This window comes from Nocardia pseudovaccinii, assembly GCF_050942345.1.
GTDB classification, from domain to species: Bacteria; Actinomycetota; Actinomycetes; order Mycobacteriales; family Mycobacteriaceae; genus Nocardia; species Nocardia pseudovaccinii.
The window spans coordinates 4,481,891-4,507,598 of record NZ_CP192074.1; the positions used below are offsets into that span (position 1 = coordinate 4,481,891).

Genomic DNA, 25,708 nt, shown 5'->3' on the forward strand with positions numbered 1-25,708 from the left:
GAGATCAACTATCGGGCTGTTCGATGAACTCCGGGTAGACCGTGAAATGGCGGACCGTGCCTGATATCTCGGGAAGTTCGAGAGGTGTTGTCCACGTTCGGAAGTCGTCGTAGCAGTCGCTGTAGAAGTATTGGTGGTCGGTGTAGGCGTCGAAGTAGATGCGCCAGCCACCGTCGGGGAGTGCGATGACACATTGTCCTTCGACGGGAGCGCCCCAACCGGCCCAATCGTCGGTCGCCACAAAGGTGTACGGGCCGGGCAGGCGGTCGGCGACGGCGAGTTCGATGTATTTGGTGGATTCGTTCTTGGTGAACGCGTAGTAGCGCCGGTCGGCGCGGACCACGGTGGTGTCGATATAGCCGTAGGAGGTGTTGTCGGGCTGGGCCAGTCCGATCATCGGTCTCGGCACACTCCATGAGCGCAGTTTCGAGTCCGCGGTGATCAGGTGCGGTGTGAACCGATAGCCGTCGGAGAGCGACACGATGACATTGATGCTTCGGTCCGTGTCGATGAACCACTCCGGTGCCCAGGTCGATGTCACGCCCGGTAGCGGCACCGTGATGTCGTAGAGATGACTCCAGTTCAGCCGGTCCGCGCTGTAGGCGAAACCGATGGTTCGCCCTTCCCAGCCGGTGGTGTAGGTGAGGTAGTAGTAGCCATCGATATTGCGAAAGACGCTGGGATCGCGCAGCAGGCCTGTCGGTGGCCGGTAGGCGGGCCCGGACAGTTGCCGGAAGGTGATCGCATCGTCGGATTCGTAGACGTACAGATCGGTTTCGCTGTCATTGGTGAATGCGGTCATGGTGTACCGCGGCACCGAACGCGGTCGCTGCGCCGCCGCGGCGTGCCCGGCGGCTGGCAGCGCCGCGGCCAACGTCAGCAACGATCTTCGGCTGAGCAGCATGCGCTGATTGTGCCGTTCAGTCGTCTGAATATTTGTCGACACGCCGAGTGGTATCGGTGGGCCTAAAGGCAAGACCTGTCAGCCCTTTGAGATCAATCCTTGCGCATCCAGGCGAGCATGATGCGCGCCTCGCGGAGTCGCCAGCCTGCCGACGTCCGCACCGCGGTGCCGGCCAGTCGCAGGCCGCCGGTCTGGTGGGGCGGTTGGCCGTCGCGGTAGTAGTACACGAGCGAGTTCGCCGAGGCCGCCGCCCGGTCGCCGTCGACCTGCACCAGCAGATCGGTGGTCGTGTGCTGAGTGAGTTCGCCCTCGACCTGAGACTGCCGCAGGAAGTCGGCGACCTTGTCGATGCCGCGGACCTGGATTCGCGGCGAGTGGACCTCCACATCCTCGGTGAAGACGGTGTCGACGTCCTCGTACCGCACCTCGTCGAGCAGGCGTGCGAAGCGGGTGAACAGGTCGGCGATTTCGATACGGTCGGCGATCAGAGTATCCGTGGGCATGACTTCCTCTTTCATTGGTAGTGCCAACATTGGCAATGCCAACTATACAATTTTTCATTGGTTGCGCCAATGAAATGGAGATGTCGTGGATCACGCCCGCGCATGGCCCTGCGATCAGCGGGACGGCGGGATGTGTTGAGCCGCAGCGTGTCTCGGCTGCGGCCATTCGAGGAATGAGCGTCGAGTCTCCCGTACGGTGGGGTCGTGCCGCATCCCGGGAACCTGTCGACATGTCCGACTCGACGCGGCGATATCGCCACAGCAAGATCTCCACTGCGCTGGCATCGCTGAGCGATCAGGGCCTGACCAGCCTGGACCGCAGCTCCTCACCACAGTGCCGCGGCAATGGGTGGCAGGTCGATGGCGGTGCGGATGCCCGGTGCCGCCGCACAGAGGTGGGCGATGGTGTTGACGGCGCGGTTGGCGGCGTAGGCCGGTGATGCCGCATTCGCCTGGACCGACGCTTCCCCGGGCCGCAGGTCGACCTCGAGGGGCGTGTCACCCTCGACCGAGATATGCCATCCGGTCGGGCGTAGTGACCAGTCGGTGCTGATGTCGGCGCTGCAGTAGCGGGTCGAGCGGAACTGCAGCAGCGGTTGGCCGCAGCGTGTCCCTGAGACTGTAATCCGTTGTGCGACAACGGTTCCCTTGCGAAACACGGCGGCGCCGACCTGGACGTCCCGGTTCGCGGTGGCGAGTTCGCCGCGGACCTCGATCGCGTCGAGTGGCGGGCCGAAAGCATCCGCGGCCGAGCGCAGTGATGGGCCGATTGCGCGGCGGGCCTGGGTCAGGCGGTGCGGCTCGAATGTCGCTCGGCTCGTGCCGAAGCCCATGCCGAGCAGCGTCCATGGTGTTTCGGAGTGGGTGAGGTCGGTGTATTCGTCGATCAGCATGCGGTCCAGGCGTCGTTGGATCGAGCCGAGGGCGATGGGCATGGTTTCGGTGATGAAGCCGGGACTGTGACCGGTGCTGTGGATCGAGGCTCCACCGGACCAGCATGCCGCCTCCACGCGTGCGTACAGGGCATGATCCATGCTGGCCGGATGATGGAACATGCCGTGGGTGGTCACGATATTCGCGCCGGTGGCCAGCAGTCGGCAGACGGTGTCGATGTCGAAGACGCGCGGTGTGTACACCACGCAGTCGGCACCCAACTCGATGATTTCGTCGATATCGCCGGTGGCGGCTATCCCGGTGTCCGTCGGCAATTGGCACAGGCGGCCCGCATCGGTGCCGACTTTGTCCGGACTGTGGGTGTGGACCCCGACCAGCGTGAGGGTCGGATGGCCGATGAGGGCGCGCAGAGCAGATCGGCCGACATTCCCGGTGGCCCACTGGACCACCCGGTACCGCCGCGCCGTTTGCTCGATTGTGGTGTGCGGCAAGGGATTCGTTTCGTCTCGGTGGCTGGCGGCCGGTGTCATGGCCGACGCCGACGGAAGGATGCAGCCCATCGGCCGATGCTCCACCGATATCGTTGGCTACTCCGAAACAGTCTCTGCGCCGCGGTCGGGTCGAGGTAGAGCCGAGTGAGTGTGGTGCTGCTGATGCGCCATCGGTCACCGTCGAGTGTGTAGGTCTCGTGGTAGTGGCCGAATCCGCCGCCTCGGATGTTGTCGGGCCAGATCAGGAGATCCTGCAGCGCCCACACTCCGGTCGCGGCGGCGGGTGTGTGCACCTCGATTTCCGGCATGTGTCCGTGATGGACTGTTACCCGGTCGCCGTAATCGGTTTGCAGCGCCGCAACGTGGTTCGACGCTCCCCGGACACGGTCACCACCCAGCGCTGTCGCATCCACATCGACGTCGTCGGCGAGGGCGGTGCCGAACGCGGACCAATCCTTGGTGTCGAGAGTGCGGAAATAACGCGCTTTGAGCGATTCGATCACGTTGATCGCCTGCAATGTCTGCGGATCCACCGCGGTTTCCACTCGCCTTCCTGGTTGTCGACCATCGCGACCTGCCGTGTCGTCGTGAAGGAATTCCAGCGGGAGGCCACGCATACTATCGAATAGTCGATGAAAATTATCGAATAGATGACAAAATCTTAGGCTGGTGGTGAATGTGCGTCAAGCGGGGGTGGCGCTGAGGGTTTCCTCGGCCGTGAGTCGCCGTCCCGGGTGGGAGTGGCGAGCCCTTGGGCTTGACGCGTTTTCATCGGCCAGCCTAAGGTCCTGTCAACTATTCGATGCAATATATCGAATAGTCGATAGAGATCGTTGCATGCTCTGCCGCTGGAATTTCTTCACGACGGTGCCGCAGTCGCGATCGTCGACAACAGGAAGAGTGGGAACAGCGGTGGATCCGGATACATTGCAGGCGATCAACGCGATCGAATCGCTCAAGGCGCGTTATTGCCGCGGCCTCGACACCAAGGACTGGGCGGCAGTCGGCTCCGTCCTCGCCGACGACATCGATGTGGAGACGACAGCGCTGGGTGGTACCCGTGTCACGGGCGCGTCGAATTATGTGGCTGCGCTGCAACGTGATTACGGCGACGCGGTGACGGTCCATCACGGGCACATGCCCGAAATCGAGATCACCGCCGCGGGTGCGGCGGCCGGAACGTGGGCGGTGCAGGTGCTGCTGGTCGAGCCGGACGGCAAACGCTTGCTGTCGTTCGGCCACGATCACGACACCTATGGCATTCGTAACGGCCGGTGGGTGATCACGGGCATGAAATCGACTCGCCTGCAGGCGGATCCGTCATGACACACACGCGGCGAACCTTCATGATCGGGACCGGGGCGGCCGCCTTCGGCCTGGCTGCAGCGGTGTCGGGACGTGTATCTGCGGCCCCGGGCGACGAGACGCCGCCGGATCCCGCGGCGGCGGTCGCGGCTGTCTACGCGATCAAACAAGTCAAGGCGCGCTATTTCCGGGCGGTGGATACCAAGGACTGGGATCTGCTCGAGCAACAGGTAACGCCCGACGTCGTGATCGACACGACCGGCTCGGCCGGAATCGTCACGACCGGCGCGGACGCCTTCATCGCCTATCTGAAGCTGACCATCGGCGCTGCCCGTACCGTCCATCAGGGGCATATGCCCGAAATCGAGGTGCAGTCACCGAGTATCGCGACCGGGGTGTGGGCGCTGCAGGATCTGTTGATCTTTCCCGGCAACATCCGAGTCATCGGATTCGGGCATTACCACGAAACCTACGCACTCGACGGTGACCGCTGGCGCATCAAAAGCTCCGAACTCACTCGGGTCTACCTCGACCCGCTCGCGGAGGAAAAGCTGTTCGGCATGTGAGGACCGCGTCGCCCGGTCAGGTCTCGTCCCGGGCGACGCCGGTGATCGCGGTCGTTATCCGGATCAGGTGCTGGCCGATGGTCTCGGTCTGTTGCGGCGGGAGTTCGCCGAGGGGGTGGACCGAGAGCAGCAGTGCCGCATGTCCTTGCGGGTCGAGCACTGGTGCGGTGATGGCGGATACCGGGTGGGGCTGGGCGGAAGTGACGTCCGGAAATCCGAGCGTGGTGAATTCCACGCGTAACTGGTCGAGGGTCTCCTGAATATTCGACGGAAGGGCGATCGTGCCGGTGTCGAGCGTGCCGATGAGGCTCGCGGCTTGGCCGATAGCGGGTGAGGTGTAGTCCACATCGAATCCGCGGCCGCGAATCCGGTTCAGCGCCTCGTTCAAGCGCTCGGCTATCGCGGTATTCGTGGACGCGGCCCGCTGGATCCAGGCGCGGCGGTCCTCGGCGGTGTCCCAGGCCGCGAACACCGCACCGAACGGCGGCGCGTAGGGGATGCGATCACCCGGCCATGGTCGCTCGCCGCCCTCGAACGCGGTGATCACCAACGAGTCTGCGACCCTCTCGGTTACCGATGCGGCATAACCGAATTCGGCCGTAAGCTCGACCGCGGCCGCCCGCGCGGCCTCGACGAACGGGCGCGTGTTCACCGCCGCTGCCACGACGGCGAGCCCGGGTCCGAGCGCGTAGGCCTTCCCAGCCGGATCGCGGGTGACCCACCCGCGATCACACAGGGTCTTCAAGATCGCATGCGTGGTGGCCAGGGTCATGTCCAACTCGCGCGCGATGTCGCTGTATCGGAGACGCACGTTGTCGCGACGCGCGAGTAACTCCACGACATCGACGACACGCGCGGTCGGTGCCGATATCGCACCACGCATCTTGACTCCCTTCACGCTCTGCCCTACGGTCAACACATCGAATATCTGATAGAGACTATCGACTATTCGATAACGCTACCTGAGGGTGACTCGCGAAGCAAACCGAGGGAAACACCATGGCCACACCGGACATTCTCATCACCGTCCACGAACTGACGCAGGCAAAAGCGCGTTATTGCCTGGCCGTCGACACCCAGGACTGGGCAGCCCTCACCGACTTGATGACCCCGGACATCGAACTGGACGTCAGCCACAGCAACAGCGGTGTCCCCATCATCACCGGGCGAGACAACGCCGTCGCGATGATCCGTACCGCGCTTACCGGCGCTCGCACCGCCCACCAGGTCCACACGCCGCTGATCGATGTCGACGGCGACGAGGCCCACGTCATCTGGGCCATGCAGGACCGTGTCGTGTGGGCCGACGGGTCGGCGCTGACCGGATACGGGCACTACCACGAACGCTGGGTGCGTCGTAGCGGTGACTGGAAACTCGCCTCGCTCACCTTGACTCGCCTGATCACCGAACAGTCCAGCAGTACAGACGGATAGAGGCACACATGATGGCGCGGGCAACGATGCCGGTGACTTCGAACGAGATCGGACAGCGGTCCTCGGTCGGTGAGATCAAGCTGTGGGCGGGTGGATATCTGCGCCGTCATCCCGGTGCGTCCCTGGAGACCGTCGGCGGGCAGGTCGTCCTGGGTGTCCGGGCCATTCAGTACCTGTTCGTCGATATCGCGCGCGGCCGGTTTCCGTTCGGAGAATTCGTGCGGCAAGCGGTGTTCATGGCCAAGACCGCGTACGTGCCGACCATCGCGGTGGCGATCCCGATCAGCGCGACGATGTCGATCCAGTTCGGTCTGCTGGCCGGTCAGGTCGGCGCGACCTCGTTGGCCGGGGCTGCCGGTGGTTTGGCGGTGATCCGGCAGGCCGCGCCGATGGTCACGGCGATCCTGCTGGCCGCGGCCGTGGGGTCGGCCATTTGCTCGGATCTCGGTGCGCGAACGATCCGCGAGGAGATCGATGCGATGGAGGTCATGGGTGTTTCGCCGCTGCGGATGCTGGTGGTGCCGCGGTTGGCCGCGGGAGTCGTAGTGGCCCTGGGGCTGACCGGTCTGAGCTGCTTTGTCGGATTCGTGGCGGGCTATCTGTTCAACGTCTATGTCCAGGGTGGTACCCCGGGCAGCTTTCTGGCCACGTTCTCCTCCTTCGCTCGGGTCGGCGATCTCTACCTGGCGATGTTCAAGGCCGTAGTTTTCGCGGTGATCGTCACGGTTGTCTCGTGTCAGAAAGGGTTGAGCACCAAGGGCGGTCCCGGCGGGGTCGCGAACTCTGTCAATGCCGCCGTGGTCGCCTCCATCGTGCTGCTGATGCTGGTGAATGCCGGGTTCACCGAGTTGTACACGCTGCTGTTCCCGAGGACGTCACTGTGATGGCGTCGCGCTACTACCCGCCAGGTATCCGGCCCGTCCTTGTCGCCGGGACCGCGGTGTCGGTTCCGGTCATGCGGCTCGGGTATATGGCCACCTTCTTCGTCCGTGTGCTCGGCGGAATTCCGGTGGTACTGCGGCACTATCGCGCGGAGTTCCTCAGAATTCTGTCGAATGTGACGTGGGGGAACGGCTCGGTTGTCGTCGGCGGCGGAACCGGGCAGGTCATTCTCGTACTCGGCGCCGCGGCGGGAGCCATCGTCGGCGTGGAGGGCTTCAGCGCGCTGAAACTGCTGGGGATGGGCCCGGCCACCGGGATGATCGCCTCGACAGCGGCGACCCGTGAGTTGGCGCCGATCATGGCCTCGATCGCCTTCTGCGCGCAGGCGGGGTGCCGCTTCACCGCACAGTTGGGGTCCATGCGCATCGCCGAGGAGATCGACGCACTTGACGCGATCGCGATTCGCCCCATCCCGTACCTGGTCACCACGCGGATGCTGGCCTCGATCGTGGCGATGGTTCCGCTGTATCTGGCCTGTCTGGCGGTCAGCTACCTGTCGGTCGAAATCGTTGTCGGTTTGTCCGGCGGACAGTCGCCGGGTACCTACGAACACTATTTCCGCCTGGTGCTCGGCGGCACCGACATTGTCTATTCCCTGTCGAAGGCGCTCGTGTTCGTCGTCCTCACCACGACGATCCAGTGTTATTTCGGCTTCTACGCCTCGGGCGGACCTCAAGGCGTCGGAGTGGCAGCGGGTCGTGCCATGCGCGCGAGTATCACCGCGATGATCTTCGTGAATCTGCTGATGACGATGGCCCTGTGGGGCTTCGACGCCGGCGCGAGAATCAGTGGGTAGCAGATGTCTATTGCATTCGAATCCGACGGCAAGGTGCTGCCCGACTGGCAGCTGCTCCTGCGGGGGATCGCCTTGCTCCTCGTCCTCGCGGCCGCCGCGGTCCTGATGATCGCGAGATCGCAAGGCGTATTCCGGCAGACCGTTCGCGTCACAGCGGTGCTGGTCAATGTGGGCGACGGCCTACCGGCGAAATCGGATGTGAAGTATCAGGGCGTTCTGGTCGGTCAGGTCGACAGCGTGACGCCGTCGAGCGATGGCGGTCCGAACAATGTGCGGATCGATCTGAAACCCGAGTATGTGCAAGGGATTCCGGCAACCGTGACCGCACGTGTCGTGCCGAGCAACGTATTCGCGGTGCCGTCGGTCCAATTGGTCTACCAGGGCGCGAGCGCACCGCTTGCCGCGGGCGCGCGCATTCCTGAGGACCAGAGCCTGGATACGGTCCGGCTGCAGACATCCTTGACCGCGCTGAGCCGAATCGCCGCCGCCGCAGGGCGTTCGGAATCGGATCCGGCGTTCGGGGTCCTGGCCGTCGTCGAACGCGCCACCAGCGGCCGTGGCGCCGAGGCGATTCGGGCCGGAGCCGAACTGACCCGGATCTCGGAGGCATTCAATGCGGCGATGGCTCCGGACGGGACCGCTTCGACACTCGGCGCGCTGTCGGATGCGCTTGCCGGACTTCGGAACTCGGCGCCCGACCTGATGAGCGCCGTCCACAACGCGGTGGGTCCGATGCGTGCGGTGGCAGAGCGCAAAGACCAGCTGGCGACGTTGCTGACGGGTGGTCTGAGCACCTCCGCAACGATCGGCGCCGCATTGGAGAACAACACGGACACGATCACCGACATGACCGCGAAGCTGTCCCCGGTCGTCGGCACCATCGCGGTGGGGAGTCGCAATTTCGTCCAGATGACCACCTCGCAGACCCGGCTGGCCCGGACGTTCCTCGGGCTGTGGGACACCGCGGATCAGAATGTCACGGCCAAGGTCATCCTCGAGCTGACGCCGCATCGGCAGTACACACGCGCCGACTGCCCGCGCTACGGCGATCTCGAGGGGCCGAGTTGCCGTACGGCCGCGATCGGCGGGCCCACCATCATCGGGCCGAATGCGGCTGCGCCGACGAGTTATTCGTCTCCGATCGGGGGAAATGTGGGTCCGATCGGTAGCGGGCAGGAGCAGCAGCAGATCGCGTCGATTCTCGGCAGCGAGCCCAACACCGCAGCCGACATCCTGTTCGGCCCACTGCTCCGGGGCAACGACGTGCAGCTCACCCCGGCACCGGATGCCCCGACGGGAGAGCCTCGATGAGCTACCGCAAACCATTGCTCGGCCTGATCCTGTTCCTGGTGGTCTCGATCGCGCTGACCTGGACGATGTATGTGACGCTGTCACGCAACGTCAGCGGGCAGACCGACACGTACTCCGCGATCTTCACCGACGTATCGGGACTGCATGCGCGCGACGACGTGCGCATGGCCGGGGTGCGAGTCGGCCGAGTAAAAGCCGTCGAACTCGACGGCACCCGCGCGCGGGTGACCTTCGAGGTCCAGCGCGGCCAGGTGCTGTACGGCAACACAGCAGCGTCGGTCACCTATCAGAATCTCATCGGGCAGCGGTATGTCGGACTGTCGCTGCGTGAATTCGGTGATCCGAAGGTCTTGCCGCCGGGCGGGCAGATCCCGGTCGAGCACACCGAGCCGTCGTTCGATATCTCGAAGCTGCTCAACGGATTCGAGCCGCTGTTCAGCGTGCTCGATCCGCAACAGGTCGACAACATCAGTGCCGCGGTGGTCCGGGCACTGCAGGGCGACGATGGCGCGATCACCACTTTGATCGCCGAAACCGCCTCGCTCGCACAGGCATTCGCGGGACCCGACCAGATTCTGGGCCAGGTGATCGACAATCTCGGTGCGGTACTGACCGACATGTCGAAGCAGAGCGGCAATCTGAAGACGGTGCTGCAGCAGACGCGCAGCATCTTCGATGCGCTGGCGCAGCAGCGTGATGTGCTGTTCGAGCAGGTCGATTCGATCTCCGGTGTGCTGGGCCGCGCCGCGACAGTGGTGCAAGGTGCCAGTCCCTCGATCAATGCGTTCGTCGATCGGCAACCAGGATTCGCCCAGCACTTCATGGACAACAAGCAGAAGTTCGCCGAGCTGGGTTTCAATTTGCCGTTCCTGCTGAAGGGAATGGCCCGCGTTACCGACAACGGCGCATATGTGGATGCCTACGCCTGTGATGTGCGGGTGAGCATGCTGCCCGGATTCGATCCGCTGCTCGCGGCGATTCTCGGTGCGAGCACCCCCGGCGGCAAGGCCGAGAACTCGGCGATCTGCAGGTGAGGCAGCGATGATACGACGACTGAAAACTGTGTGGCGGCGGATGCGCGGCCGCCCGCTCGAGGACCGCAGCAAACTGGGGATCGGCCTGGTCGCGGTCACCGTTGTCGCGGTGGTCGTTGGGGTGACGGTATTCGTGAATTCGCTGCACCTCGGTGAGCAGACCTATCGGGCCGATTTCGCGCAGGCCGCAGGTCTGGGCTCCGGCGATGCGGTGACCCTCGCCGGTATCCAGGTCGGCACCGTGACCGGGACGCGGCTGGCCGGGGACCGCGTGGTGGTGACCATGAAGCTGCGCCGCGGCTTGCCGCTGGGATCCGATACCGGGGCCGCCATCAAACTGACGACGCTGCTCGGGTCGCGCTATGTCGAACTCCGTCCCGCCGGGTCGGGGCACCTGAGCGGCAATTCGATCGCACTGTCTCGTACCGAGGTGCCCTACGACCTGCAAACCGCGCTGCAGAACGCCACCACGACCTTCAGCGGCATCGATGCCGATCGGGTCGCGCAGACGATGAATGCCTTGACCGAGCAACTGCGCGGTACGCCTGCCTTGATGCCCGCAGTTCTCGGCAACATCAGGTCGCTGTCCTCGGTGATCGCCGATCGGCGCACCCAGATCGGCTCGCTGCTGAACAGTACCGATCAGGTACTGGAGGTGCTGCACGGACAGCAGACCGAACTGGCGGCGATGGTCGGTCAGGGCCGAAATGTGCTGGAGGAGATCATTTCTCGGCGGCAGGCTATCGAAGGATTGCTGAAGGCCGCCACCACGCTGGTCCAACAGCTGAAGCCCATCGCGGTCGACGACGGTCCCGAAATCCAGCAACTGATCACCGATCTGACGCAGATGACGGCAATGATCGCTGGCCACGACGACCTGTTGCGCAACATCCTGCAGATCCTGCCGGTGCCGTGGCGGTTGTTCGCGAACGCCTCGGGGTCCGGTCAGGAACTGGCGGCCAACGCGCCCGACGGCGCCTTCATCGATTCCTTCATGTGCGCACTGAGTGGATACGCGAAACAAGTGAACCAGCAACCGTATTTCCAGGACTGCAAATGAATAGCGTGATCCGAGGAGCGAAGCTGGCGGCCGTCGCGCTTTTCGGCGCCGTGGTCGCCGGATGTTCCAGTGGCCCGATCGGCGGACTGACCGATACCGCGATCACGATTACCGCGCAGTTCGCGAATGCGAACGGCTTGTACACCGGCAATGCCGTCTCGGTGCTCGGTATGCGGGTCGGGAAAGTCGTCGACATCCAGGCGCGGGCGACGCACGTCGAGGTCACCATGGATATCGACAAATGGGTCAAGGTTCCGGCCGACGCCCAGGCGGTAGTCGTGTCGGACTCGGTGCTGACCGACCGGCATGTAGAACTCACGCCGGTATATCGCGACGGTCCGGCGCTGCCCGACCACGCTGTCCTGACCACCGATCGCACCAGGACCCCGGTGGAATTCGACAGCCTGCTGGCGATGGCCGACAAGCTGTCCACCTCTCTGAGTGGCGACGGTAAAGGCCAGGGACCGGTGGGCGGTCTGCTCGACGTCGGCTCGCAGATCGTGGCAGGCAATGGGAACAATCTGCGCGACGCGATGAGCGAACTGTCGCGCGCAATGCAGCTCGGTCCGGACAACGGGGCCGCGACCCGTGCCGCGGTGACCTCGGTCGTCCAGAATCTCGATGCCTTGACCGCGGCCGCGTCCCGCAACGATCAGGCATTGCGCGAGTTCGGTTCCGGTGTGCGGACGCTCAGCGATATCCTCGCCGATCAGCACCTCGGAGCCGGGGACACCGGGGCGAAACTCAATCAGATCATTATCGCGATGACCGATCTGTTGCAGCGCAACCAAGGCAATCTGCGGGCGCTGGCTTCGAATTCGAACACGATCACCAAATCCATGGCCGACTACAACGATAACCTGGCCGAATTTCTCGACGTCTTTCCGCTGGTGACGGACAACGCGTACAACGCGATCGACCAGAATGTCGGCGCACTGCGCGCCACGATCGATTTGAACAAGTTCTTCCTCGACGGCCAGATGCTGAAGACGGTTTGCAACCTGTTGGGGCTGAAGGAGCTCGGCTGTGCGACCGGAACCGCGCGCGATATGGGTCCCGACTTCGGTATCGGCCAGATGCTCGCGGTCATGGCGGGCGCACCGCCGAAATAGCAGAGATGACTCGATTATGACGAAATTCGGTTCGCGACAACGCCTGCTCCGCATCACCGCGGTGGTGGCGGTATCGACCGCTGCCTGCTCGGCCACCGGGTGTTCGGTGACCCTGGACAAACTCCCGTTACCGGCGCCGGGCATCGGCGGCGACGGCTATTCGTTGACGGCCACCTTCGCCAACGCGCTCAACTTGCCTGCCAAAGCGAAGGTCCGGCGGGGCGGCGCCGATATCGGTGAGGTCGAGTCGATGCAGGCCGAAAACTACACAGCCGTGGTCGTGATGCGGATCGAATCGGGTGTGCGGTTGCCCGCGGGGACCACCGCCGAATTGCGTTCGGCCACACCGATGGGTGACGTCTTCGTCGCACTCACTCCGCCCGCCACACCGGATCCCGCAGCTCCCGATCTGGGTGACGGCGCGCGCATTCCGCTGCAGTCGACCTCGGCTGCGGCCACCATCGAGGAGGTGCTCACCAGAGCCGCCCTGTTCGTCAACGGTGGCGCCATCGAGAACATCGCCAGCTTGGCCAACAGCCTCGGGGCGGCCGTGGGCGGGCGCGGTGACCGGCTGGCCGAAATGATCGAACAGACCAGACAATTGGTGAACAACCTCGCGGCCCGGTCCGACCGGATCCGTGAAATCCTCGCGGCGACCGGCGATCTGAGCGCGACGATCGCCACGCAGCGGGCCGACGTCAGCGACGTGCTCGGCGCGGCCGGACCGGCTCTGCAGGTCATCGGCGACAACACCCGCGGCATCATCGATCTGGTCGGGCAGGTGAACCGGATCACCCAGCAGATCGCCCGATACCCCTCGGTGAACGGCACGAACGACCGCAGCCTGATCGAATCGGTCAATGTGCTGGCCGACGGCATGAACACCGCGGCGAACAATCCCGACGCGAACCTCGACGCACTCATCGGGCTGATTCCGCTGATCATGAAGGTGACGAGTGCGTCGTCGGCGCACGTGAATGTCGACGTCGCCCGGCTCGCGATCGGTGCGCTGCCGGATCCGAATACTCCGGCCGATGCCGGCTCGAGAATGCCGGACGCGACCGATTGGGTGAATTTCATCGGGTCGCTGGAATACACCCTCAACCGCTTGCGAGAAAAAGTCGAGCCGGGCCGATGAACACAGCCGTAATTCTGGAACCGCCCGCGCGGGCACTGGTGTACACGGCGCGGCAGATGTCGCGCCACCGCCTGCTGACCTCGTGTCTCGGCCTACTGCTTGTACTGGTCCTGGGTCTCGGGTACCTGCTGTTGGGCTCCCTGCAACTCGATCCGTTCCGGTCGCAGTACCGGGTGCGGGTCGAACTGACCCAATCCGGCGGCCTGTTGCCCGATCAGGACGTCACACTGCGCGGCGTCCGGGTAGGACGCGTGCGGTCGGTGGACGTCGACGGCGATAAGGTCGTCGCTGTTGCCGAAATCGGCTCCGGCGTGCGGATCCCGCGTACGGGCGAGGTTCGGGTCGCCTCGTTGTCGGCGGCAGGCGAACAATATCTGGACTTCCTGCCCTCTTCCGAGAACGGCCCGTATCTGTCCGACGGCGACATCGTCGGTCGAGAGCACACCTCCACACCGGTCACGCTGGCCACGATGCTCGCCAGCATGAGCGGCACGCTGGCGCAGCTGGATCCGGCCCAGATCGAGGCGATAGTGCGCGAACTCGGTGCGAGTTCGGCAGCTCCCGAGAAACTGGCCGCCATCGTCGACGGCGGTATGTTCCTGCTGTCGACCCTGGATTCGGTTCTGCCGCAGACAGTTTCGCTCTTGCACAACAGTAAGTCGGTGCTCACCACGCTGGGCGACCTGGCTCCGGGGCTGCAGGCGACCGCCGCCAACCTGTCACAGACGATGGCGGGCGTCGGATCGATGACCGGTGGTTACCAGACCCTGGTCGACAACACACCCGGTGCGCTCACCGCGGTGGACAAGATCATCGCCGACAACTCGCCGACCATGGTGCAGCTGCTCGGCAACCTGACCACCACGTCACAGATGGCCTACCTGCACATGCCCGCGCTACAGGAATTCTTCTTCCCGCAACAGCGCACGGGTTCGACGCTTGATGCCATCGTCTCGGCCCTGCACGACGGAGGTGTGTGGGCCATCGTGAATCCCTACCCGAAGTACTCGTGCGACTACGACCTGCCGCGCCTCCCAGGCACCATTCCGGATTCCCCGGAACCGTATCTGCACGCGCGGTGTACGAATCCCGATCCGACGCTGATGCCGCGCGGCGCGGCGAACGCGCCCCGGCCGCCCGGCGACAAGACGGCGACCATCCCGCCCGGCGTGGATCCGCAGCAGCGCGCGGACCCGACACCGACCGGGCCGTACTCCGTTCCGCAGACGTACGGCGGTCCATTCGTGCAAGGGGGATAGCGCACCGGGGGAATGACGATTGCGAACAGGAGACAAGGATGAACAAGAGCTCGGTGATGGCAGTGGACAAGGCCGACCACTCGGTCTCGCCCGAGGGCGATGGTGCGGCGTCCGATCAGGTGTCGGCCACGAATCCCGATGTGAGCCACGATGATTCGGCGTCGCCGACCGTCGGCGCGGAAGCGTCGGACGCCGCGGTGGACGTCGACGCCGCGGTGGACGGCGCAGTCGCGGGCGCGGGCGAGGACACCGGGAAATCCGGCCGCTCATGGCGCCGGTGGCTGCCGCGACCACTGACCGGGATCCTGCTGCTGCTCGTCGTGGTGTCGGTCATACTCGCGGCGGTGTTCGGTTGGAAACTCGAGACCCGCAATGATCGCGAAGCCGCGGGCACCGAAGCATTGACAGCCGCCCAGGACTATGCGACGGCCCTGACCAGCATCGACTCCTCACATATCGACGCCGATTTCGCGACCGTCCTGAACGGGGCGACCGGGGAATTCAAGAGTATGTACAGCAAGTCGGCCGATCAGCTGAAACCGATGCTGCTGCAGGCCAAGTCGGTCAGCAAGGGACACGTCGTCGTCGCGAGTGTGCAGTCCGCTTCCGAGAACCATGCCGTGATCATGCTGTTCGTCGACGCCGAGATCACCAACGTGACCAACCCGACGCCACGCATCGACCGCAACCGCATCTTGATGACCATGGACCGCGTCGACGGTCGATGGTTGACCAGCAAAGTCGAGCTGCCGTAGGCGATCGGCCCAGCTACCCAACTAAAAAGCCCGATACCGAAATTCGAGAAGGAGAGGTGAATCTCCGTGACCACCAGTGCGATCAGCGATATCTACTACGACCCCTACGATGTCGGACTCAATGCCGATCCCTACCCGATGTTCAAGCGGCTCCGCGAAGAGCTGCCCATCTATTACAACGAGCAGCACGACTTCTATGCGATCAGCCGGTGGGCCGATGTGAATGCGGGCCTGCTCGACACGGGCACCTACAGTTCCGCACGCGGAGCCATCCTCGAACTGATCAAGGCTGGAATCGAGATGCCGCCCGGAATTCTGATCTTCGAGGATCCACCGGTCCACGATATTCACCGAAAGCTCTTGTCCCGCATGTTCACTCCGCGCAAGATCCGGGAACTCGAGGACAAGATTCGTCAATTCTGCGTCCGCAGCCTCGATCCGCTGGTCGGCACCGGTCGGCTGGATTTCATCGCCGATATCGGCGCACAGATGCCGATGCGCACGATCGGCATGCTGCTCGGCATTCCCGAGGAGGACCAGGAAGCCATCCGAGACTTCGCGAACGATCAAATGCGGACCGAGGAGGGGCAGCCGATGAAGGCCGCCTCCGAGGGACTTGCCACCGGCGACATCTTCGCCGCGTATATCGATTGGCGTGCGGAGCACCCGTCCGACGACATCATGACCGAGCTGCTCAATGTGGAATTCGAGGACGAGACCGGAACCGTGCGGCGACTGACCCGCGAGGAGTTGCTGATCTACGTCAATGTGGTGTCCGGCGCCGGTAACGAGACCACGACGCGGCTGATCGGTTGGGCGGGCAAGGTGCTCGCCGAACATCCCGACCAACGGCGTGCGCTGGTCGAGAATCCGCGGCTCATTCCGAACGCGGTGGAGGAGTTGCTCAGGTTCGAACCACCCGCACCGCATGTCGCGCGCTATGTGACCCGGGATGTCGAACTGCACGGCCGGACGGTTCCGGAGGGCAGCGTCATGATGATGCTCATCGGTGCGGCCAACCGCGACCCCCGTCAATTCCCGCCGGACGGTGACGTTTTCGACATCCATCGCGACACCCGCCAACACCTGACCTTCAGCGTGGGCACGCACTACTGCATGGGGTCGGCCTTGGCCCGGTTGGAAGGGCGGATCGCGCTGGAGGAGATCTTGGCGCGCTTCCCCGAGTGGGAGGTCGACACGGCCAATACCAAGCTGTCGCCCACCTCGACCGTCCGCGGCTGGGAAACGTTGCCCGCCTTTACTTCCTGATCAACGAATCAACACAACGAATAGAGGTAGTCATGACCGGACGAGTCGAAGGAAAGGTCGCATTCATCACCGGCGCGGCACGCGGCCAGGGTCGCAGCCACGCCGTGCGGCTGGCGCAAGAAGGCGCCGACATCATCGCCGTCGACGTCTGCAAACAGCTCGACAACGTACCGTTCCCGATGCCGACACCGGAAGATCTCGCGACCACCGCCGATCTCGTCAAGGCCGAAGGTCGGCGCATTGTCACTGCCGAGGTCGACGTGCGGGACTACGTGGCGCTGAAGGCGGCGGTGGACAGTGGCGTCGAGCAGTTGGGCCGACTGGACATCATCATCGCGAACGCGGGCATCGGCAACGAGGGTGGTCTGCTGGTCGATCTCGAGGAAAACCTCTGGGACGACATGATCGGCGTCAACCTCGGTGGCGTCTGGAAAACCGTGAAAGCTGGTGCGCCGCATATGATCGCGGCCGGTCGTGGCGGCTCGGTCATCCTCACCAGCTCGGTCGGCGGTCTCAAGGCCTACCCGCATGTCGGACACTACGTCGCGGCCAAGCACGGTGTGGTCGGTCTCATGCGAACCTTCGCCGTCGAGTTGGGGCAGCACTCGATCCGGGTCAACTCGGTACACCCCACCCACGTCAGCACAGATATGTTGCTGAACGAGGGAACTTTCAAGCTGTTCCGTCCCGACCTGGAGAATCCGGGCCCGAAGGATCTCGAGCCGATCTGCCAGATGTTCCACACCTTGCCGGTGCCGTGGGTGGATCCGATCGACATCAGCAATGCGGTGCTCTACCTGGCATCGGACGAGTCCCGCTACGTGACCGGCGTACCTTTGCCGATCGACGCGGGCAGCATGCTGAAATAGGTATGTCGGCGGCCATGACACAGTCGAAGAAGCTGGTCATCGGGGCCAGCGGGTTCTTGGGAAGCCATGTGACCCGGCGGTTGGCGACCGACGGTGCGGACGTGCGGGTGATGCTGCGCCCCACCAGTTCGACGCTGGGGATCGACGATCTCGATGTCGAACGCGTTTACGGTGACGTCTTCGACGACGCAGCGCTGCGTTCGGCGATGAACGGATGCGACGTCGTCTACTACTGTGTCGTGGACGCGCGGATGTGGTTGCGCGATCCGACGCCACTGTTCCGCACCAATGTCGAGGGTTTGCGGCATGTGCTGGACGCCGCTGTCGCGGCCGGACCGGACAAATTCGTCTTCACCAGTACCGCCGGAACGCTGGCCATCAGCAACCAGCGCCCGGTCACCGAGGACGACCCGCACAATTGGGACGACGGCGGTCCGTACATCGCGGCCAGAGTCGCGGCCGAGGATCTCGTGATGCGCTACGTCAGGGAAAGGTCCCTCCCGGCAGTCGCCATGTGCATCTCCACGACCTATGGCCCCGGCGACTGGGCGCCGACGCCGCACGGTTCGGTGATCGCCCGGGTCGCCGCCGGGCGATTCCCCTGCTATTTCGACTTCTCCTCGGAGGTGGTCGGGATCGAGGACGCCGCGCGGGCGATGGTCCTCGCGGGCGCCCGCGGCCGCCCCGGCGAGCGGTACATCATTTCCGACCGCTACATGAGCAGCCGCGAGGTCCACGCGATCGCCGCTGATGCTGTGGGAGTCCGCGCACCGCGCATCGGCTTGCCCCTGGGAATGCTCTACCTCGCTGCCCGCGGCAATGACCTCACCGCCCGTTTGGTGAACCGCGACCTCCCATTCGCCGCGGTCGGTTTGCGCATGGCCGAGCTGATGTCGCCGCTCGACCACGGCAAGGCTGAACGCGAACTCGGCTGGAAGCCCGAACCGGTGGAGGATTCGATCCGTCGCGCCGCGGAGTTCTTCGAGCACCGCAGACGGGGATGGCGACCGGGATGAGCGAGGCGCGGCGTGCCATCATGAGGCCATGGCCGCTCGTGAGAATGACGCATCGAGCGTCGAGGACAGGGTCGCGCGGCCGACGAACGCCGATGTGGCGCGGCTGGCGAATGTTTCGACCGCGACGGTCAGCTATGTCCTGAACAATGTCGAGGGCAAGCGGATTTCGGCGCGAACCCGGGAAGCGGTGTACGCCGCTGCCGAACAGTTGGGGTATCGGCCGAATGTCGCCGCGCGGAATCTGGCACGCGGCAAGGGTGGCGTGGTGCTGTACGTGGTGCCTCGGGTAGCGGTCGGTGACATGCCGATCGAGGCCGGTAATCGGATGACCACCGAACTCGCCCGCCACGGGTTGTTGCAGGTGCAGATCTTCCAGACCGAAGACGATCAGCAGGTTGTCGATGCCATCGGCAATCTCGATCCGACCGCGGTCGTCAGCATGTTTCCGCTGAGCGCTCGCGTACGCACCGCGGTGCGCGCGGCGAAGGTGCCGCATATCGAGATCGGACTGCTGCCCGCGCTCGGGGACCCGCTGTTGTCGGTCGGCACGTTGCGGGTCGGGCATCTGGTCTCGCGTGGCCACCGCAAGATCGCCTTCGCCTATACCGGAATCGCGAAATGGCGTGCCCTGGGCGACTATTGGTTCGCGGGCGTCGACCGAGCGGCACGCCTGCAGGATCTGCCGTCCATCAGCGTCGGCGAGGTCACCCCGGACAATGTCGCGGCCATGGTGGCCGGGTGGGTGCGCGACGGGGTCACCGCTGTTTGTGCGCAGAGCGACGAGATCGCGGGCCTGGTGCTGTTCGGCATCCACGAAGCCGGACTCCGCTGCCCCGACGACCTCGCCGTCATCGGCGTGGACGCAAACCCCATGGGAGCGTTCAGCTCACCGCCTTTGACCACCGTGGAGTTCGATCCCACCGCGGTCGCCAACGCCGCGATCGCGGCAGTCCTCACCGAACTGGGGTATCCGGTGCCATCGGTTCCCGAGCCCACGGACATCGCCCGGCTCGTCGTGCGCGCCTCGACTTAGACCGCGCTCCGAACATCGCCTATCGGAAATTCTCGCGGCGGGGTCGCCTCGATGTAGGTTCTGGACAGCGCGTGGTTAAGCGCTTAATCTGTGGGTGACGGTCGGTTGGTGAGGCCGGCCGTCCCCGATCGACGGTGATCGATCGCCCGTGAATCCGGTGCAGTCACCTCTACCGGCTTCATCCCCAGTGCGCGGAAACGCCGTTGCCGCCGACAATCCCGGTCGACCCGCTCAGTGGCTGATGTAGACCGACTTGATGTTGAAGTAGGACTCGATGCCCTTCTTGCCGCGCTCGCCGCCCCAGCCCGACTGTTTGTGGCCGCAGATCGGCATCGAGGGGTCCGCCGCGAGGGCGGTGTTCACCCAGATCTGGCCGGCGCGGAGCTCGTTCACGACGCGGTGTGCACGGCCGAGGTTTTCGGTCCAGATGGAGCCGGCGAGCCCGTAGTCGGTGTCGTTCGCGGCGGCGATCACCTCGTCCTCGTCGTCGAACGGGATTACCGAGCCGACCGGCCCGAAGATTTCCTCGCGGATGAGACGCATGTCGGGGGTGGTGCCGGTGACGATCGTCGCCTCGTAGAAGTAGCCGCGCCGGTCCATTACCTTGCCGCCGGTTACCACCTGCGCGCCGCCGGCCACACCGTCGTTCACGATGCCTTCCACGCGCTGGCGCTGCTTCTCGCTGATCAGCGGCCCGAGGACCGAGTTGGGATCATCGCTGCCGCCCATCGGCAGCATCTTGGCGAAGGCGGCGAGTCCGTCGACGACCTGTTCGTAGATGCCGCGCTGAACGTAGATGCGCGAGGTGCAGGAGCAGTTCTGGCCCGACCCGGCGAGCAGGCCCATGCCGGCCCCCATGATTGCTTTGTCCAGATTGGCGTCGTCGAACATGATCAGCGGTGATTTGCCGCCGAGTTCGAGGGTCAGGCGCTTGAGGTTGCCTGCGGCCGCCTTGACGATCAGCCGCCCGACCTCCGTCGACCCGGTGAACGCGATCTTGTCGACGTCCGGGTGCGCGGTGAGCGCCGCACCAGCGGTCTCACCGTAGCCGGTGATGACATTGAGGACACCGTCGGGCAGGCCCGCCTCGCGGAAGATCTCCTCCAGTTTCAGCGCGGTGAGTGGCGTCTCCTCGGCGGGTTTGAGGACAGCGCTGCAGCCCGCCGCGAGGGCGGGCGCGACCTTGAGCATCGCGACGAAGAACGGGCCGTTCCAAGGGATGATGAGGCCGACGACGCCGACCGGCTCGAGCTGAGTGAAGGTGTGGTAGTTCTCGAAGTGTCCGAGTAGTCCGTCGGATACGAGATTGCTCGACTCGCCGTGGATCTTGCCGACCCAGCCGGCGTAGTACACCAGCATCTCGAGCGACACCTTGATGATCTGGCGCGCGGCCATCGCGTTCATGCCGTTGTCGCGGGCCTCGATCTCGGCGAGCTCGTCGGTGCGGGCCCGGATGATGTCCGCGGCGCGGAAGAGCACCTCCGCGCGGTGCGCGGCGGGCAGCTTGCGCCACACACCCGACTCGAATGTTTCGCGTGCCCGGGCCACCGCAGCGTCAACGGTCGCCTGGTCGGAATCGACGACCTCCGCGATCAGCTCCTCGGTGGACGGGTCGAAGACCGGAATGATTCCCGAGCTCGGGCTTTCGACCACAGGATCGATGTCGATGGTGTTACTCAATGTCCCTCATCCTTTCGCCGAGCCGCTCCGACACGGAGAAGCGCGATGCCTTCAGTTGTGGAGAACCCTGCGCTGTGCAGCACAGGAAAGATCTGGTCGCCTGCCGCCCGCAGGACTTGGGGCAGCGCCGACAGTTGGTTCGAGGCTGGCCCTGCGTCCCGAGGCGAAGGATCCATGGTCGTTGTGGCTGAGCTTAAGCGCTTAACTAGAACAGGTCCAGTACCTGTCGACCGCGGTTGCGCGGCTCGCACTGGCGCACACCGAGTACCTCGGCGACATCGTCGGTGTGGACTGCATCGCGGCGGTGTCGCGTTCGGTGTTGGTCGGTCACCTCAGTGACCGGACTCGCGGCAGGTTCGGACTCCGCTGTCCGTTCCTGATCGCGGGCGCCCTCGTTGGTATGGCGTTGCCGCATTCGCTCTGATGCGCGAGCCGCAGCGCGGAGCTGCCTTCGACACCACAATCCGAGGCGGCGCGGCGAGTGCCGCGAAGCGGGAACTCCGTGTCGCGGTGGTTCTGGCGACATAATAAGTGGCTCGCATTTATCGAGCGATTCCGATGATCGTCGCCTGCTCCGCCGTGCTCGTGTACCGGCATATCGCGCGGCAATCTTGGATAGAGTGGGCAGATACCATCAGCTTGTCGAAGAAATGCTCACACATGGAGGGCTGGCATGGCGAAGAAGGTGACCGTTACCATGGTCGACGATTTGGATGGCACGTCGAAAGCTGATGAGACCGTTCTGTTCTCCCTCGACGGTGTTACCTATGAGATCGATCTGTCGAAAAAGAATGCCGAAAAGCTGCGTGCCGACCTGGATCCTTGGACGGAGAAGGCCCGCAAGACCGGGCGGCTGAAGGTCAGGTCCAAGGCCAGAGGCGGCGGCAAAGACTTTCGGTCCACCGTGGATCGGGACCAATCGTTCGCTATCCGCGAATGGGCCCGCAAAAATGGGCACAATGTATCGGCGCGCGGCCGGATCTCCGCCGATATCGTCGCTGCTTACAACGCGGCCGGTAAGTAACTGTCTCCGAAGGCCTGCTATTTTCGTCGACCGCTTGTATTCGAGGGGGAGCGAGCATGAGGTTGCATATCTCGAATTCGATGGTCGCAGCCCAACGGCGGGAATAGGTGGTCGAAGAGATCTACCGAAAAATCGAATAAGTTGGCCGATTTCATCGATTGGTGTCCGTGGTAATGTGCTCGAACAGGCTTGCCTGGATACGAGTATGTTGTTGAGCAGCATGCCGAAGGCGAGGAACGACTTGACCGTCACCGGGTCGAGTCCTGTCGTATCGGCGACCGTGTCCCACAGGTGTGCGAGCCGCGCCCGCACAAGATGGGTGATGACATCTGGGCCGGTCTGGTCGACCAATTTGCCGATGATGCTTACGCTTCCGTGCAGGGGCGCGTGCGCATCTATGTAATGCACCAGCAGCTGCTCGAGCGTCTACCGGCGCCGTCGGCAGCTGTGCTCGATGTCGGCGGCGGTGCGGGCCGTCAATCGCTTCCGCTGGCTCGAGCCGGTTACGACGTGATGTTGGTGCTGGGTCTGCCGGGTCGAGACGACACCGTGGAAGACATCAGCGGGCTCGTACAGAGCCGGGGCGTGGAGCCAGTGCGGCTGGTATGGGGTATGGCTGTTCGTCGACTGGCTCGAGTTCAGTGGAGCCGAGTTGGCCCCGGCGATTCCAAGCAGGTAGCGGCCACGGCCGCAGTCGAACTCGAAGCCAGCCGACGAGACCCGTACCGCCAACTCAGTCGCGTCTTTCATCTCGTGGGGCGCAAAGGAACGAGCTGATCGGCCAACGGCAGGCAACCCCCGAGGATCGGTCGGCGCGGCAATCCGATACGGGCACTTCGTGATTCAGATGGCCCGGCCACGCTGGAACCTACGCCCCGGGATCTCGGCCGAGTCGATACCGTGCCGGGTTACCCTGCGATGGTTTGCGGGGCAAGGGATTCGGGATAGATCTGCTCGACGCGGTCGCGTTTGGTGTACATGTCCCAGTAGTGCTCCGCGAGGTCGTCGGGGTCGACAACAGGGAAGGCCGCAAGCGAGTCCGAATCGGCCCCCACCGCGGCGGCTGCCTCACTGCGGGCGATCATCGCCCCGATGGAGAGGGTGCCTGCGTAGATGCCGGTGTCGGCGAGCTCACCGTTGAGGGAGTACAGGTAGTTGCGGGCGGCGGACATCACCGGGCCGACACCGCTGAGGTGGGGCATCGGCTGCGCCGCCGAATAGCCGTGGGTCAGCAGGAACGCGCCGTCGCCGCGCTCGGTCCATTCCGGCAGCACGGCACGGACCACCTCCACCGGGGTGAGCAACAGCAGCGGGATCAGTCCCTGCAGGGTGATCGCGTCGAGCTGGGCGGCCGGGGTGAAGCCCTGCTCGCCGCCGATCGGCCCGTATTCGATGACGTCGATGCGACCGAAGCGCGCGTGTATGGCCGCGACCAGTGCGGGCACCTCGGCGGGCTCGGACAGATCGGCGGAGAAGGCGGCCGCCTCGATGCCCTTACCGGCGAGCTGCTCGACCAGCGCGTCCAGGCGGTCCTTGCGGCGCGCGACGAGAGCGACGCGGAAGCCTTCGCGCCCGAAGCGGTGGGCGACGGACACGCCGAGACCGGTACCGGCTCCGAAGATGGCAATCACTTTGGACATAGAGCTACTCCTTTGAATGGGCCAGGCGCGTGATGGGCCGGGCGGGGGTGAGTGGTCAGGCGTTGGTGGGCTGACCAGCGGGGGGTGCGCAGCTGTCCGAGCCGCAAATCGCTGCGGCACCGCCGGTCTCCGAAAAGCGCGGATGGGTTTCGTTCCAGAGCTTGCGCAGGACCTCGAGCAGCGTTGCCGTGTCCTGGGCTCCGGACAGGGCATACCGGCCGTCGAGAACGATGAACGGCGCGCCGGTGGCTCCCAGTCGCTGAGCGTCGCGTGCCTCGTCGTGCACCTGCTGCTGGAACCGGCATTCGCTGAGCGCACGCCGGGTCTGCTCACGCTCCAGGCCGAGCTTCTCGGCGAGTTCGAGCAGGACATCGAGGCCGAAGATCGGCCGGGCCTCACCGAAATACGCCTGGAAGATCGCATCCCACGCGGCGCGGTTCTTGCCTTCGTCCGAGGCGTAGGCGAGGAATTCGTGGGCCAGCCGCGTGTTGCCGACTTGGTTGTTCAGCACGATGTAGGGGCTCAGCCCGTCCTGGTCGGCGATCGCCTCGATCCGGCGCGTCATCGTCTCCAGTCGCTCGCCGGTCATGCCGTGCTTGTGCCGCAGGGCTTCGCGCACGCCGATAGTGCGGTCGGTGGGGAACCCGTCGCTCAGCGGGAACGAACGGTGGATCACCTCCACCTCGTCGCCGTGCTCGAACTGCTCGACCGCCCGATTCAGGCGATGGTTGCCCAGACCGCACCAAGGGCAGGTGACCTCGGCCCAGATCTCTATCCTCATGACGCGCCTCCAATTCCTACTGTTTGTGCGTAGCGCCATAATGGGCCAGTATTGAAGGTCGTACAAAAGGCACATCGATGTCTGTGCCGGAGAGGAATGTGCGCCATGGAGGTCACCGCCCGATCGAGCGTTGCCGCAGGCCGCGGGCCGTGCGCTGGAATTCCCGCAGAGCAGATGGAGTTCATCCGGCAGGTACTGGACCGTGTCGGGGACAAGTGGAGCATGCTGGTGATCGCCGTCCTGGACGCCGGGCCCCGGCGCTACACCGACCTACAGCACGACGTTCCCGGCATATCCCAGCGCATGCTCACCCTCACATTGCGTCAGCTGCAGCAGGACGGACTCGTGACCAGAACCGCCTATGCCGAGGTGCCGCCGCGCGTGGAATACGCTCTCACGCCACTCAGCCGCAGCCTGCTCGAGATCGTCACGTCCCTGATCACCTGGGCCTCCGACCACCACGACGAGATCCGGGAAAACCGGGCCCGCGCCACCGCAGCCGCGTCCTGAGAGCCAGGGCGGGCGATGCGCTGCCGGTCCGCTACGACGTCACGCTCGTCACGGCCGGGGTATCAGGGGTTGCGCAGCGTTTGATCGGGGGCGGGGCTGCCGGTCGAACAGGTGGGAGCGTTCGGCCTCGTCGAGTTGCAGGGCACGGGCGATCGCGTCGAGCACGGATTCGGAGACACCGCGGACCTTGCCGCGTTCGATCTGGGTGTAGTAGTCGACCGAGAGTCCGGCCAGCGTGGCGACCTCTTGACGCCGTAGCCCGGGCGCCCGGCGCTTGGCGGCGTCGTAGACCGGTAATCCGACCCGTTCGGGGGTGATCCGGGCCCGCCGCGACGCAAGAAACTCACCGATTGCGCGACACCGGCAGGATCCCCGTATTGGT

27 protein-coding genes and 1 pseudogene are annotated in these 25,708 nt (G+C 64.6%); 19 read left to right on the forward strand and 9 right to left on the reverse strand.

All coding sequences use genetic code 11. From position 1 onward, the window contains the following. Nucleotides 1-4: 4 nt before the first annotated feature. From ACQPZ2_RS20000 to ACQPZ2_RS20015, 4 genes are all read right to left on the reverse strand, one after another. The gene (locus ACQPZ2_RS20000; RefSeq protein WP_433526931.1) at nt 5-904 is read right to left on the reverse strand and encodes a glycoside hydrolase; all 900 of its coding nucleotides are present in this window, start codon (nt 902-904) and stop codon (nt 5-7) included. Nucleotides 905-996: 92 nt separating this feature from the next. Continuing rightward, nucleotides 997-1,407, reverse strand: a complete 411-nt coding sequence (locus ACQPZ2_RS20005; RefSeq protein WP_433526932.1) for a nuclear transport factor 2 family protein — start codon at nt 1,405-1,407, stop codon at nt 997-999. Nucleotides 1,408-1,733: 326 nt separating this feature from the next. After that, a complete protein-coding gene (locus ACQPZ2_RS20010) occupies nt 1,734-2,861 on the reverse strand; it encodes an NAD(P)H-dependent amine dehydrogenase family protein (RefSeq protein ID WP_433526933.1) in 1,128 nt (375 codons plus the stop codon). Further along, on the reverse strand, nt 2,828-3,337 hold the full coding sequence (locus ACQPZ2_RS20015; protein WP_433526934.1) for a nuclear transport factor 2 family protein: 510 nt from the start codon (nt 3,335-3,337) through the stop codon (nt 2,828-2,830). Before ACQPZ2_RS20015 ends, ACQPZ2_RS20010 begins: the two co-directional genes overlap by 34 nt. A gap of 367 nt (nt 3,338-3,704) precedes the next feature. On the opposite strand from ACQPZ2_RS20015, the gene ACQPZ2_RS20020 reads away from it, so the two are divergent. Both ACQPZ2_RS20020 and ACQPZ2_RS20025 read left to right on the forward strand, forming a co-directional pair. Further along, the gene (locus ACQPZ2_RS20020; protein WP_433526935.1) at nt 3,705-4,118 is read left to right on the forward strand and encodes a nuclear transport factor 2 family protein; all 414 of its coding nucleotides are present in this window, start codon (nt 3,705-3,707) and stop codon (nt 4,116-4,118) included. Further along, complete coding sequence (locus ACQPZ2_RS20025; RefSeq protein WP_433526936.1) at nt 4,115-4,663, forward strand: nuclear transport factor 2 family protein; 549 nt, start codon at nt 4,115-4,117, stop codon at nt 4,661-4,663. The genes ACQPZ2_RS20020 and ACQPZ2_RS20025 overlap by 4 nt, the downstream gene beginning before the upstream one ends. A gap of 16 nt (nt 4,664-4,679) precedes the next feature. On the opposite strand, the gene ACQPZ2_RS20030 is transcribed toward ACQPZ2_RS20025, so the two are convergent. Next, nucleotides 4,680-5,546 carry a helix-turn-helix domain-containing protein gene (locus ACQPZ2_RS20030; RefSeq protein ID WP_433526937.1) on the reverse strand — a complete coding sequence of 289 codons (867 nt, stop codon included), beginning with the start codon at nt 5,544-5,546 and terminating at the stop codon, nt 4,680-4,682. Between the two features lie 116 nt (nt 5,547-5,662). On the opposite strand from ACQPZ2_RS20030, the gene ACQPZ2_RS20035 reads away from it, so the two are divergent. The 14 genes from ACQPZ2_RS20035 to ACQPZ2_RS20100 all read left to right on the forward strand — a co-directional run bounded on the left by ACQPZ2_RS20035 (nt 5,663) and on the right by ACQPZ2_RS20100 (nt 19,691). Then, nucleotides 5,663-6,097, forward strand: a complete 435-nt coding sequence (locus ACQPZ2_RS20035) for a nuclear transport factor 2 family protein (RefSeq protein WP_433526938.1) — start codon at nt 5,663-5,665, stop codon at nt 6,095-6,097. A gap of 26 nt (nt 6,098-6,123) precedes the next feature. Continuing rightward, nucleotides 6,124-6,981 carry an MlaE family ABC transporter permease gene (locus ACQPZ2_RS20040; protein WP_433526939.1) on the forward strand — a complete coding sequence of 286 codons (858 nt, stop codon included), beginning with the start codon at nt 6,124-6,126 and terminating at the stop codon, nt 6,979-6,981. Continuing rightward, nucleotides 6,981-7,835 (forward strand): ABC transporter permease, encoded by an 855-nt coding sequence (locus ACQPZ2_RS20045; RefSeq protein WP_433527473.1) that lies wholly within the window; start codon nt 6,981-6,983, stop codon nt 7,833-7,835. Before ACQPZ2_RS20040 ends, ACQPZ2_RS20045 begins: the two co-directional genes overlap by 1 nt. 3 nt (nt 7,836-7,838) lie before the next feature. Then, nucleotides 7,839-9,146 (forward strand): MlaD family protein, encoded by a 1,308-nt coding sequence (locus ACQPZ2_RS20050; protein ID WP_433526940.1) that lies wholly within the window; start codon nt 7,839-7,841, stop codon nt 9,144-9,146. Further along, nucleotides 9,143-10,180, forward strand: coding sequence for an MCE family protein (locus ACQPZ2_RS20055; RefSeq protein WP_433526941.1), 1,038 nt, complete (start codon nt 9,143-9,145; stop codon nt 10,178-10,180). The genes ACQPZ2_RS20050 and ACQPZ2_RS20055 overlap by 4 nt, the downstream gene beginning before the upstream one ends. Nucleotides 10,181-10,187: 7 nt before the next feature. Next, nucleotides 10,188-11,240, forward strand: a complete 1,053-nt coding sequence (locus ACQPZ2_RS20060; protein ID WP_433526942.1) for an MCE family protein — start codon at nt 10,188-10,190, stop codon at nt 11,238-11,240. Then, nucleotides 11,237-12,352 (forward strand): MCE family protein, encoded by a 1,116-nt coding sequence (locus tag ACQPZ2_RS20065; protein WP_433526943.1) that lies wholly within the window; start codon nt 11,237-11,239, stop codon nt 12,350-12,352. Before ACQPZ2_RS20060 ends, ACQPZ2_RS20065 begins: the two co-directional genes overlap by 4 nt. Before the next feature lie 16 nt (nt 12,353-12,368). Beyond that, nucleotides 12,369-13,490: an MlaD family protein gene (locus ACQPZ2_RS20070; protein ID WP_433526944.1), complete on the forward strand. Its 1,122-nt coding sequence runs from the start codon at nt 12,369-12,371 to the stop codon at nt 13,488-13,490. After that, nucleotides 13,487-14,749 carry an MlaD family protein gene (locus ACQPZ2_RS20075; protein WP_433526945.1) on the forward strand — a complete coding sequence of 421 codons (1,263 nt, stop codon included), beginning with the start codon at nt 13,487-13,489 and terminating at the stop codon, nt 14,747-14,749. The genes ACQPZ2_RS20070 and ACQPZ2_RS20075 overlap by 4 nt, the downstream gene beginning before the upstream one ends. 38 nt (nt 14,750-14,787) lie before the next feature. Next, complete coding sequence (locus ACQPZ2_RS20080) at nt 14,788-15,504, forward strand: hypothetical protein (protein ID WP_433526946.1); 717 nt, start codon at nt 14,788-14,790, stop codon at nt 15,502-15,504. Between the two features lie 66 nt (nt 15,505-15,570). Next, nucleotides 15,571-16,773: a cytochrome P450 gene (locus ACQPZ2_RS20085; protein ID WP_433526947.1), complete on the forward strand. Its 1,203-nt coding sequence runs from the start codon at nt 15,571-15,573 to the stop codon at nt 16,771-16,773. 32 nt (nt 16,774-16,805) lie between these two features. Continuing rightward, on the forward strand, nt 16,806-17,642 hold the full coding sequence (locus ACQPZ2_RS20090) for a mycofactocin-coupled SDR family oxidoreductase (protein WP_433526948.1): 837 nt from the start codon (nt 16,806-16,808) through the stop codon (nt 17,640-17,642). Nucleotides 17,643-17,656: 14 nt separating this feature from the next. Beyond that, nucleotides 17,657-18,658 (forward strand): NAD-dependent epimerase/dehydratase family protein, encoded by a 1,002-nt coding sequence (locus ACQPZ2_RS20095; protein WP_433526949.1) that lies wholly within the window; start codon nt 17,657-17,659, stop codon nt 18,656-18,658. Nucleotides 18,659-18,686: 28 nt separating this feature from the next. Next, nucleotides 18,687-19,691, forward strand: a complete 1,005-nt coding sequence (locus tag ACQPZ2_RS20100) for a LacI family DNA-binding transcriptional regulator (protein WP_433526950.1) — start codon at nt 18,687-18,689, stop codon at nt 19,689-19,691. A 231-nt stretch (nt 19,692-19,922) separates the two neighbouring features. Here ACQPZ2_RS20100 and ACQPZ2_RS20105 read toward each other — a convergent pair whose 3' ends face one another. Continuing rightward, nucleotides 19,923-21,371 carry an aldehyde dehydrogenase family protein gene (locus ACQPZ2_RS20105; RefSeq protein ID WP_433526951.1) on the reverse strand — a complete coding sequence of 483 codons (1,449 nt, stop codon included), beginning with the start codon at nt 21,369-21,371 and terminating at the stop codon, nt 19,923-19,925. A 673-nt stretch (nt 21,372-22,044) separates the two neighbouring features. Here ACQPZ2_RS20105 and ACQPZ2_RS20110 point away from each other — a divergent pair. Together ACQPZ2_RS20110 and ACQPZ2_RS20115 are read left to right on the forward strand one after the other, a co-directional pair. Then, the gene (locus tag ACQPZ2_RS20110) at nt 22,045-22,395 is read left to right on the forward strand and encodes a histone-like nucleoid-structuring protein Lsr2 (RefSeq protein WP_433526952.1); all 351 of its coding nucleotides are present in this window, start codon (nt 22,045-22,047) and stop codon (nt 22,393-22,395) included. 291 nt (nt 22,396-22,686) lie between these two features. Continuing rightward, complete coding sequence (locus ACQPZ2_RS20115; RefSeq protein ID WP_433526953.1) at nt 22,687-23,172, forward strand: hypothetical protein; 486 nt, start codon at nt 22,687-22,689, stop codon at nt 23,170-23,172. 131 nt (nt 23,173-23,303) lie between these two features. Here ACQPZ2_RS20115 and ACQPZ2_RS20120 read toward each other — a convergent pair whose 3' ends face one another. Together ACQPZ2_RS20120 and ACQPZ2_RS20125 are read right to left on the reverse strand one after the other, a co-directional pair. Then, on the reverse strand, nt 23,304-24,035 hold the full coding sequence (locus ACQPZ2_RS20120; RefSeq protein ID WP_433526954.1) for an SDR family NAD(P)-dependent oxidoreductase: 732 nt from the start codon (nt 24,033-24,035) through the stop codon (nt 23,304-23,306). A 55-nt stretch (nt 24,036-24,090) separates the two neighbouring features. Next, complete coding sequence (locus ACQPZ2_RS20125; RefSeq protein WP_433526955.1) at nt 24,091-24,816, reverse strand: DsbA family oxidoreductase; 726 nt, start codon at nt 24,814-24,816, stop codon at nt 24,091-24,093. A 174-nt stretch (nt 24,817-24,990) separates the two neighbouring features. On the opposite strand from ACQPZ2_RS20125, the gene ACQPZ2_RS20130 reads away from it, so the two are divergent. Further along, entirely contained in the window at nt 24,991-25,326 is a 336-nt protein-coding gene (locus ACQPZ2_RS20130) for a winged helix-turn-helix transcriptional regulator (RefSeq protein ID WP_433527474.1), read from the forward strand. A gap of 102 nt (nt 25,327-25,428) precedes the next feature. Here the strand turns inward: ACQPZ2_RS20130 and ACQPZ2_RS20135 are convergent. Next, a pseudogene (locus ACQPZ2_RS20135) lies at nt 25,429-25,704 on the reverse strand (helix-turn-helix domain-containing protein); the annotation flags it as partial. Between the last annotated feature and the right edge of the window lie 4 nt (nt 25,705-25,708).

Bases quoted from the DNA above. Each gene is read 5' to 3' on its own strand.
- ACQPZ2_RS20055 (WP_433526941.1), top strand. From the start codon at position 9,143: ATGAGCTACCGCAAACCATTGCTCGGCCTGATCCTGTTCCTGGTGGTC.
- ACQPZ2_RS20050 (WP_433526940.1), top strand. From the start codon at position 7,839: ATGTCTATTGCATTCGAATCCGACGGCAAGGTGCTGCCCGACTGGCAG.
- ACQPZ2_RS20080 (WP_433526946.1), top strand. From the start codon at position 14,788: ATGAACAAGAGCTCGGTGATGGCAGTGGACAAGGCCGACCACTCGGTC.
- ACQPZ2_RS20065 (WP_433526943.1), top strand. From the start codon at position 11,237: ATGAATAGCGTGATCCGAGGAGCGAAGCTGGCGGCCGTCGCGCTTTTC.
- ACQPZ2_RS20025 (WP_433526936.1), top strand. From the start codon at position 4,115: ATGACACACACGCGGCGAACCTTCATGATCGGGACCGGGGCGGCCGCC.
- ACQPZ2_RS20035 (WP_433526938.1), top strand. From the start codon at position 5,663: ATGGCCACACCGGACATTCTCATCACCGTCCACGAACTGACGCAGGCA.
- ACQPZ2_RS20000 (WP_433526931.1), bottom strand. From the start codon at position 904: ATGCTGCTCAGCCGAAGATCGTTGCTGACGTTGGCCGCGGCGCTGCCA.
- ACQPZ2_RS20095 (WP_433526949.1), top strand. From the start codon at position 17,657: ATGACACAGTCGAAGAAGCTGGTCATCGGGGCCAGCGGGTTCTTGGGA.
- ACQPZ2_RS20110 (WP_433526952.1), top strand. From the start codon at position 22,045: ATGGCGAAGAAGGTGACCGTTACCATGGTCGACGATTTGGATGGCACG.
- ACQPZ2_RS20100 (WP_433526950.1), top strand. From the start codon at position 18,687: ATGGCCGCTCGTGAGAATGACGCATCGAGCGTCGAGGACAGGGTCGCG.
- ACQPZ2_RS20045 (WP_433527473.1), top strand. From the start codon at position 6,981: ATGGCGTCGCGCTACTACCCGCCAGGTATCCGGCCCGTCCTTGTCGCC.
- ACQPZ2_RS20030 (WP_433526937.1), bottom strand. From the start codon at position 5,546: ATGCGTGGTGCGATATCGGCACCGACCGCGCGTGTCGTCGATGTCGTG.
- ACQPZ2_RS20005 (WP_433526932.1), bottom strand. From the start codon at position 1,407: ATGCCCACGGATACTCTGATCGCCGACCGTATCGAAATCGCCGACCTG.
- ACQPZ2_RS20070 (WP_433526944.1), top strand. From the start codon at position 12,369: ATGACGAAATTCGGTTCGCGACAACGCCTGCTCCGCATCACCGCGGTG.
- ACQPZ2_RS20060 (WP_433526942.1), top strand. From the start codon at position 10,188: ATGATACGACGACTGAAAACTGTGTGGCGGCGGATGCGCGGCCGCCCG.
- ACQPZ2_RS20130 (WP_433527474.1), top strand. From the start codon at position 24,991: ATGGAGTTCATCCGGCAGGTACTGGACCGTGTCGGGGACAAGTGGAGC.
- ACQPZ2_RS20040 (WP_433526939.1), top strand. From the start codon at position 6,124: ATGCCGGTGACTTCGAACGAGATCGGACAGCGGTCCTCGGTCGGTGAG.
- ACQPZ2_RS20125 (WP_433526955.1), bottom strand. From the start codon at position 24,816: ATGAGGATAGAGATCTGGGCCGAGGTCACCTGCCCTTGGTGCGGTCTG.
- ACQPZ2_RS20120 (WP_433526954.1), bottom strand. From the start codon at position 24,035: ATGTCCAAAGTGATTGCCATCTTCGGAGCCGGTACCGGTCTCGGCGTG.
- ACQPZ2_RS20090 (WP_433526948.1), top strand. From the start codon at position 16,806: ATGACCGGACGAGTCGAAGGAAAGGTCGCATTCATCACCGGCGCGGCA.
- ACQPZ2_RS20010 (WP_433526933.1), bottom strand. From the start codon at position 2,861: ATGGGCTGCATCCTTCCGTCGGCGTCGGCCATGACACCGGCCGCCAGC.
- ACQPZ2_RS20075 (WP_433526945.1), top strand. From the start codon at position 13,487: ATGAACACAGCCGTAATTCTGGAACCGCCCGCGCGGGCACTGGTGTAC.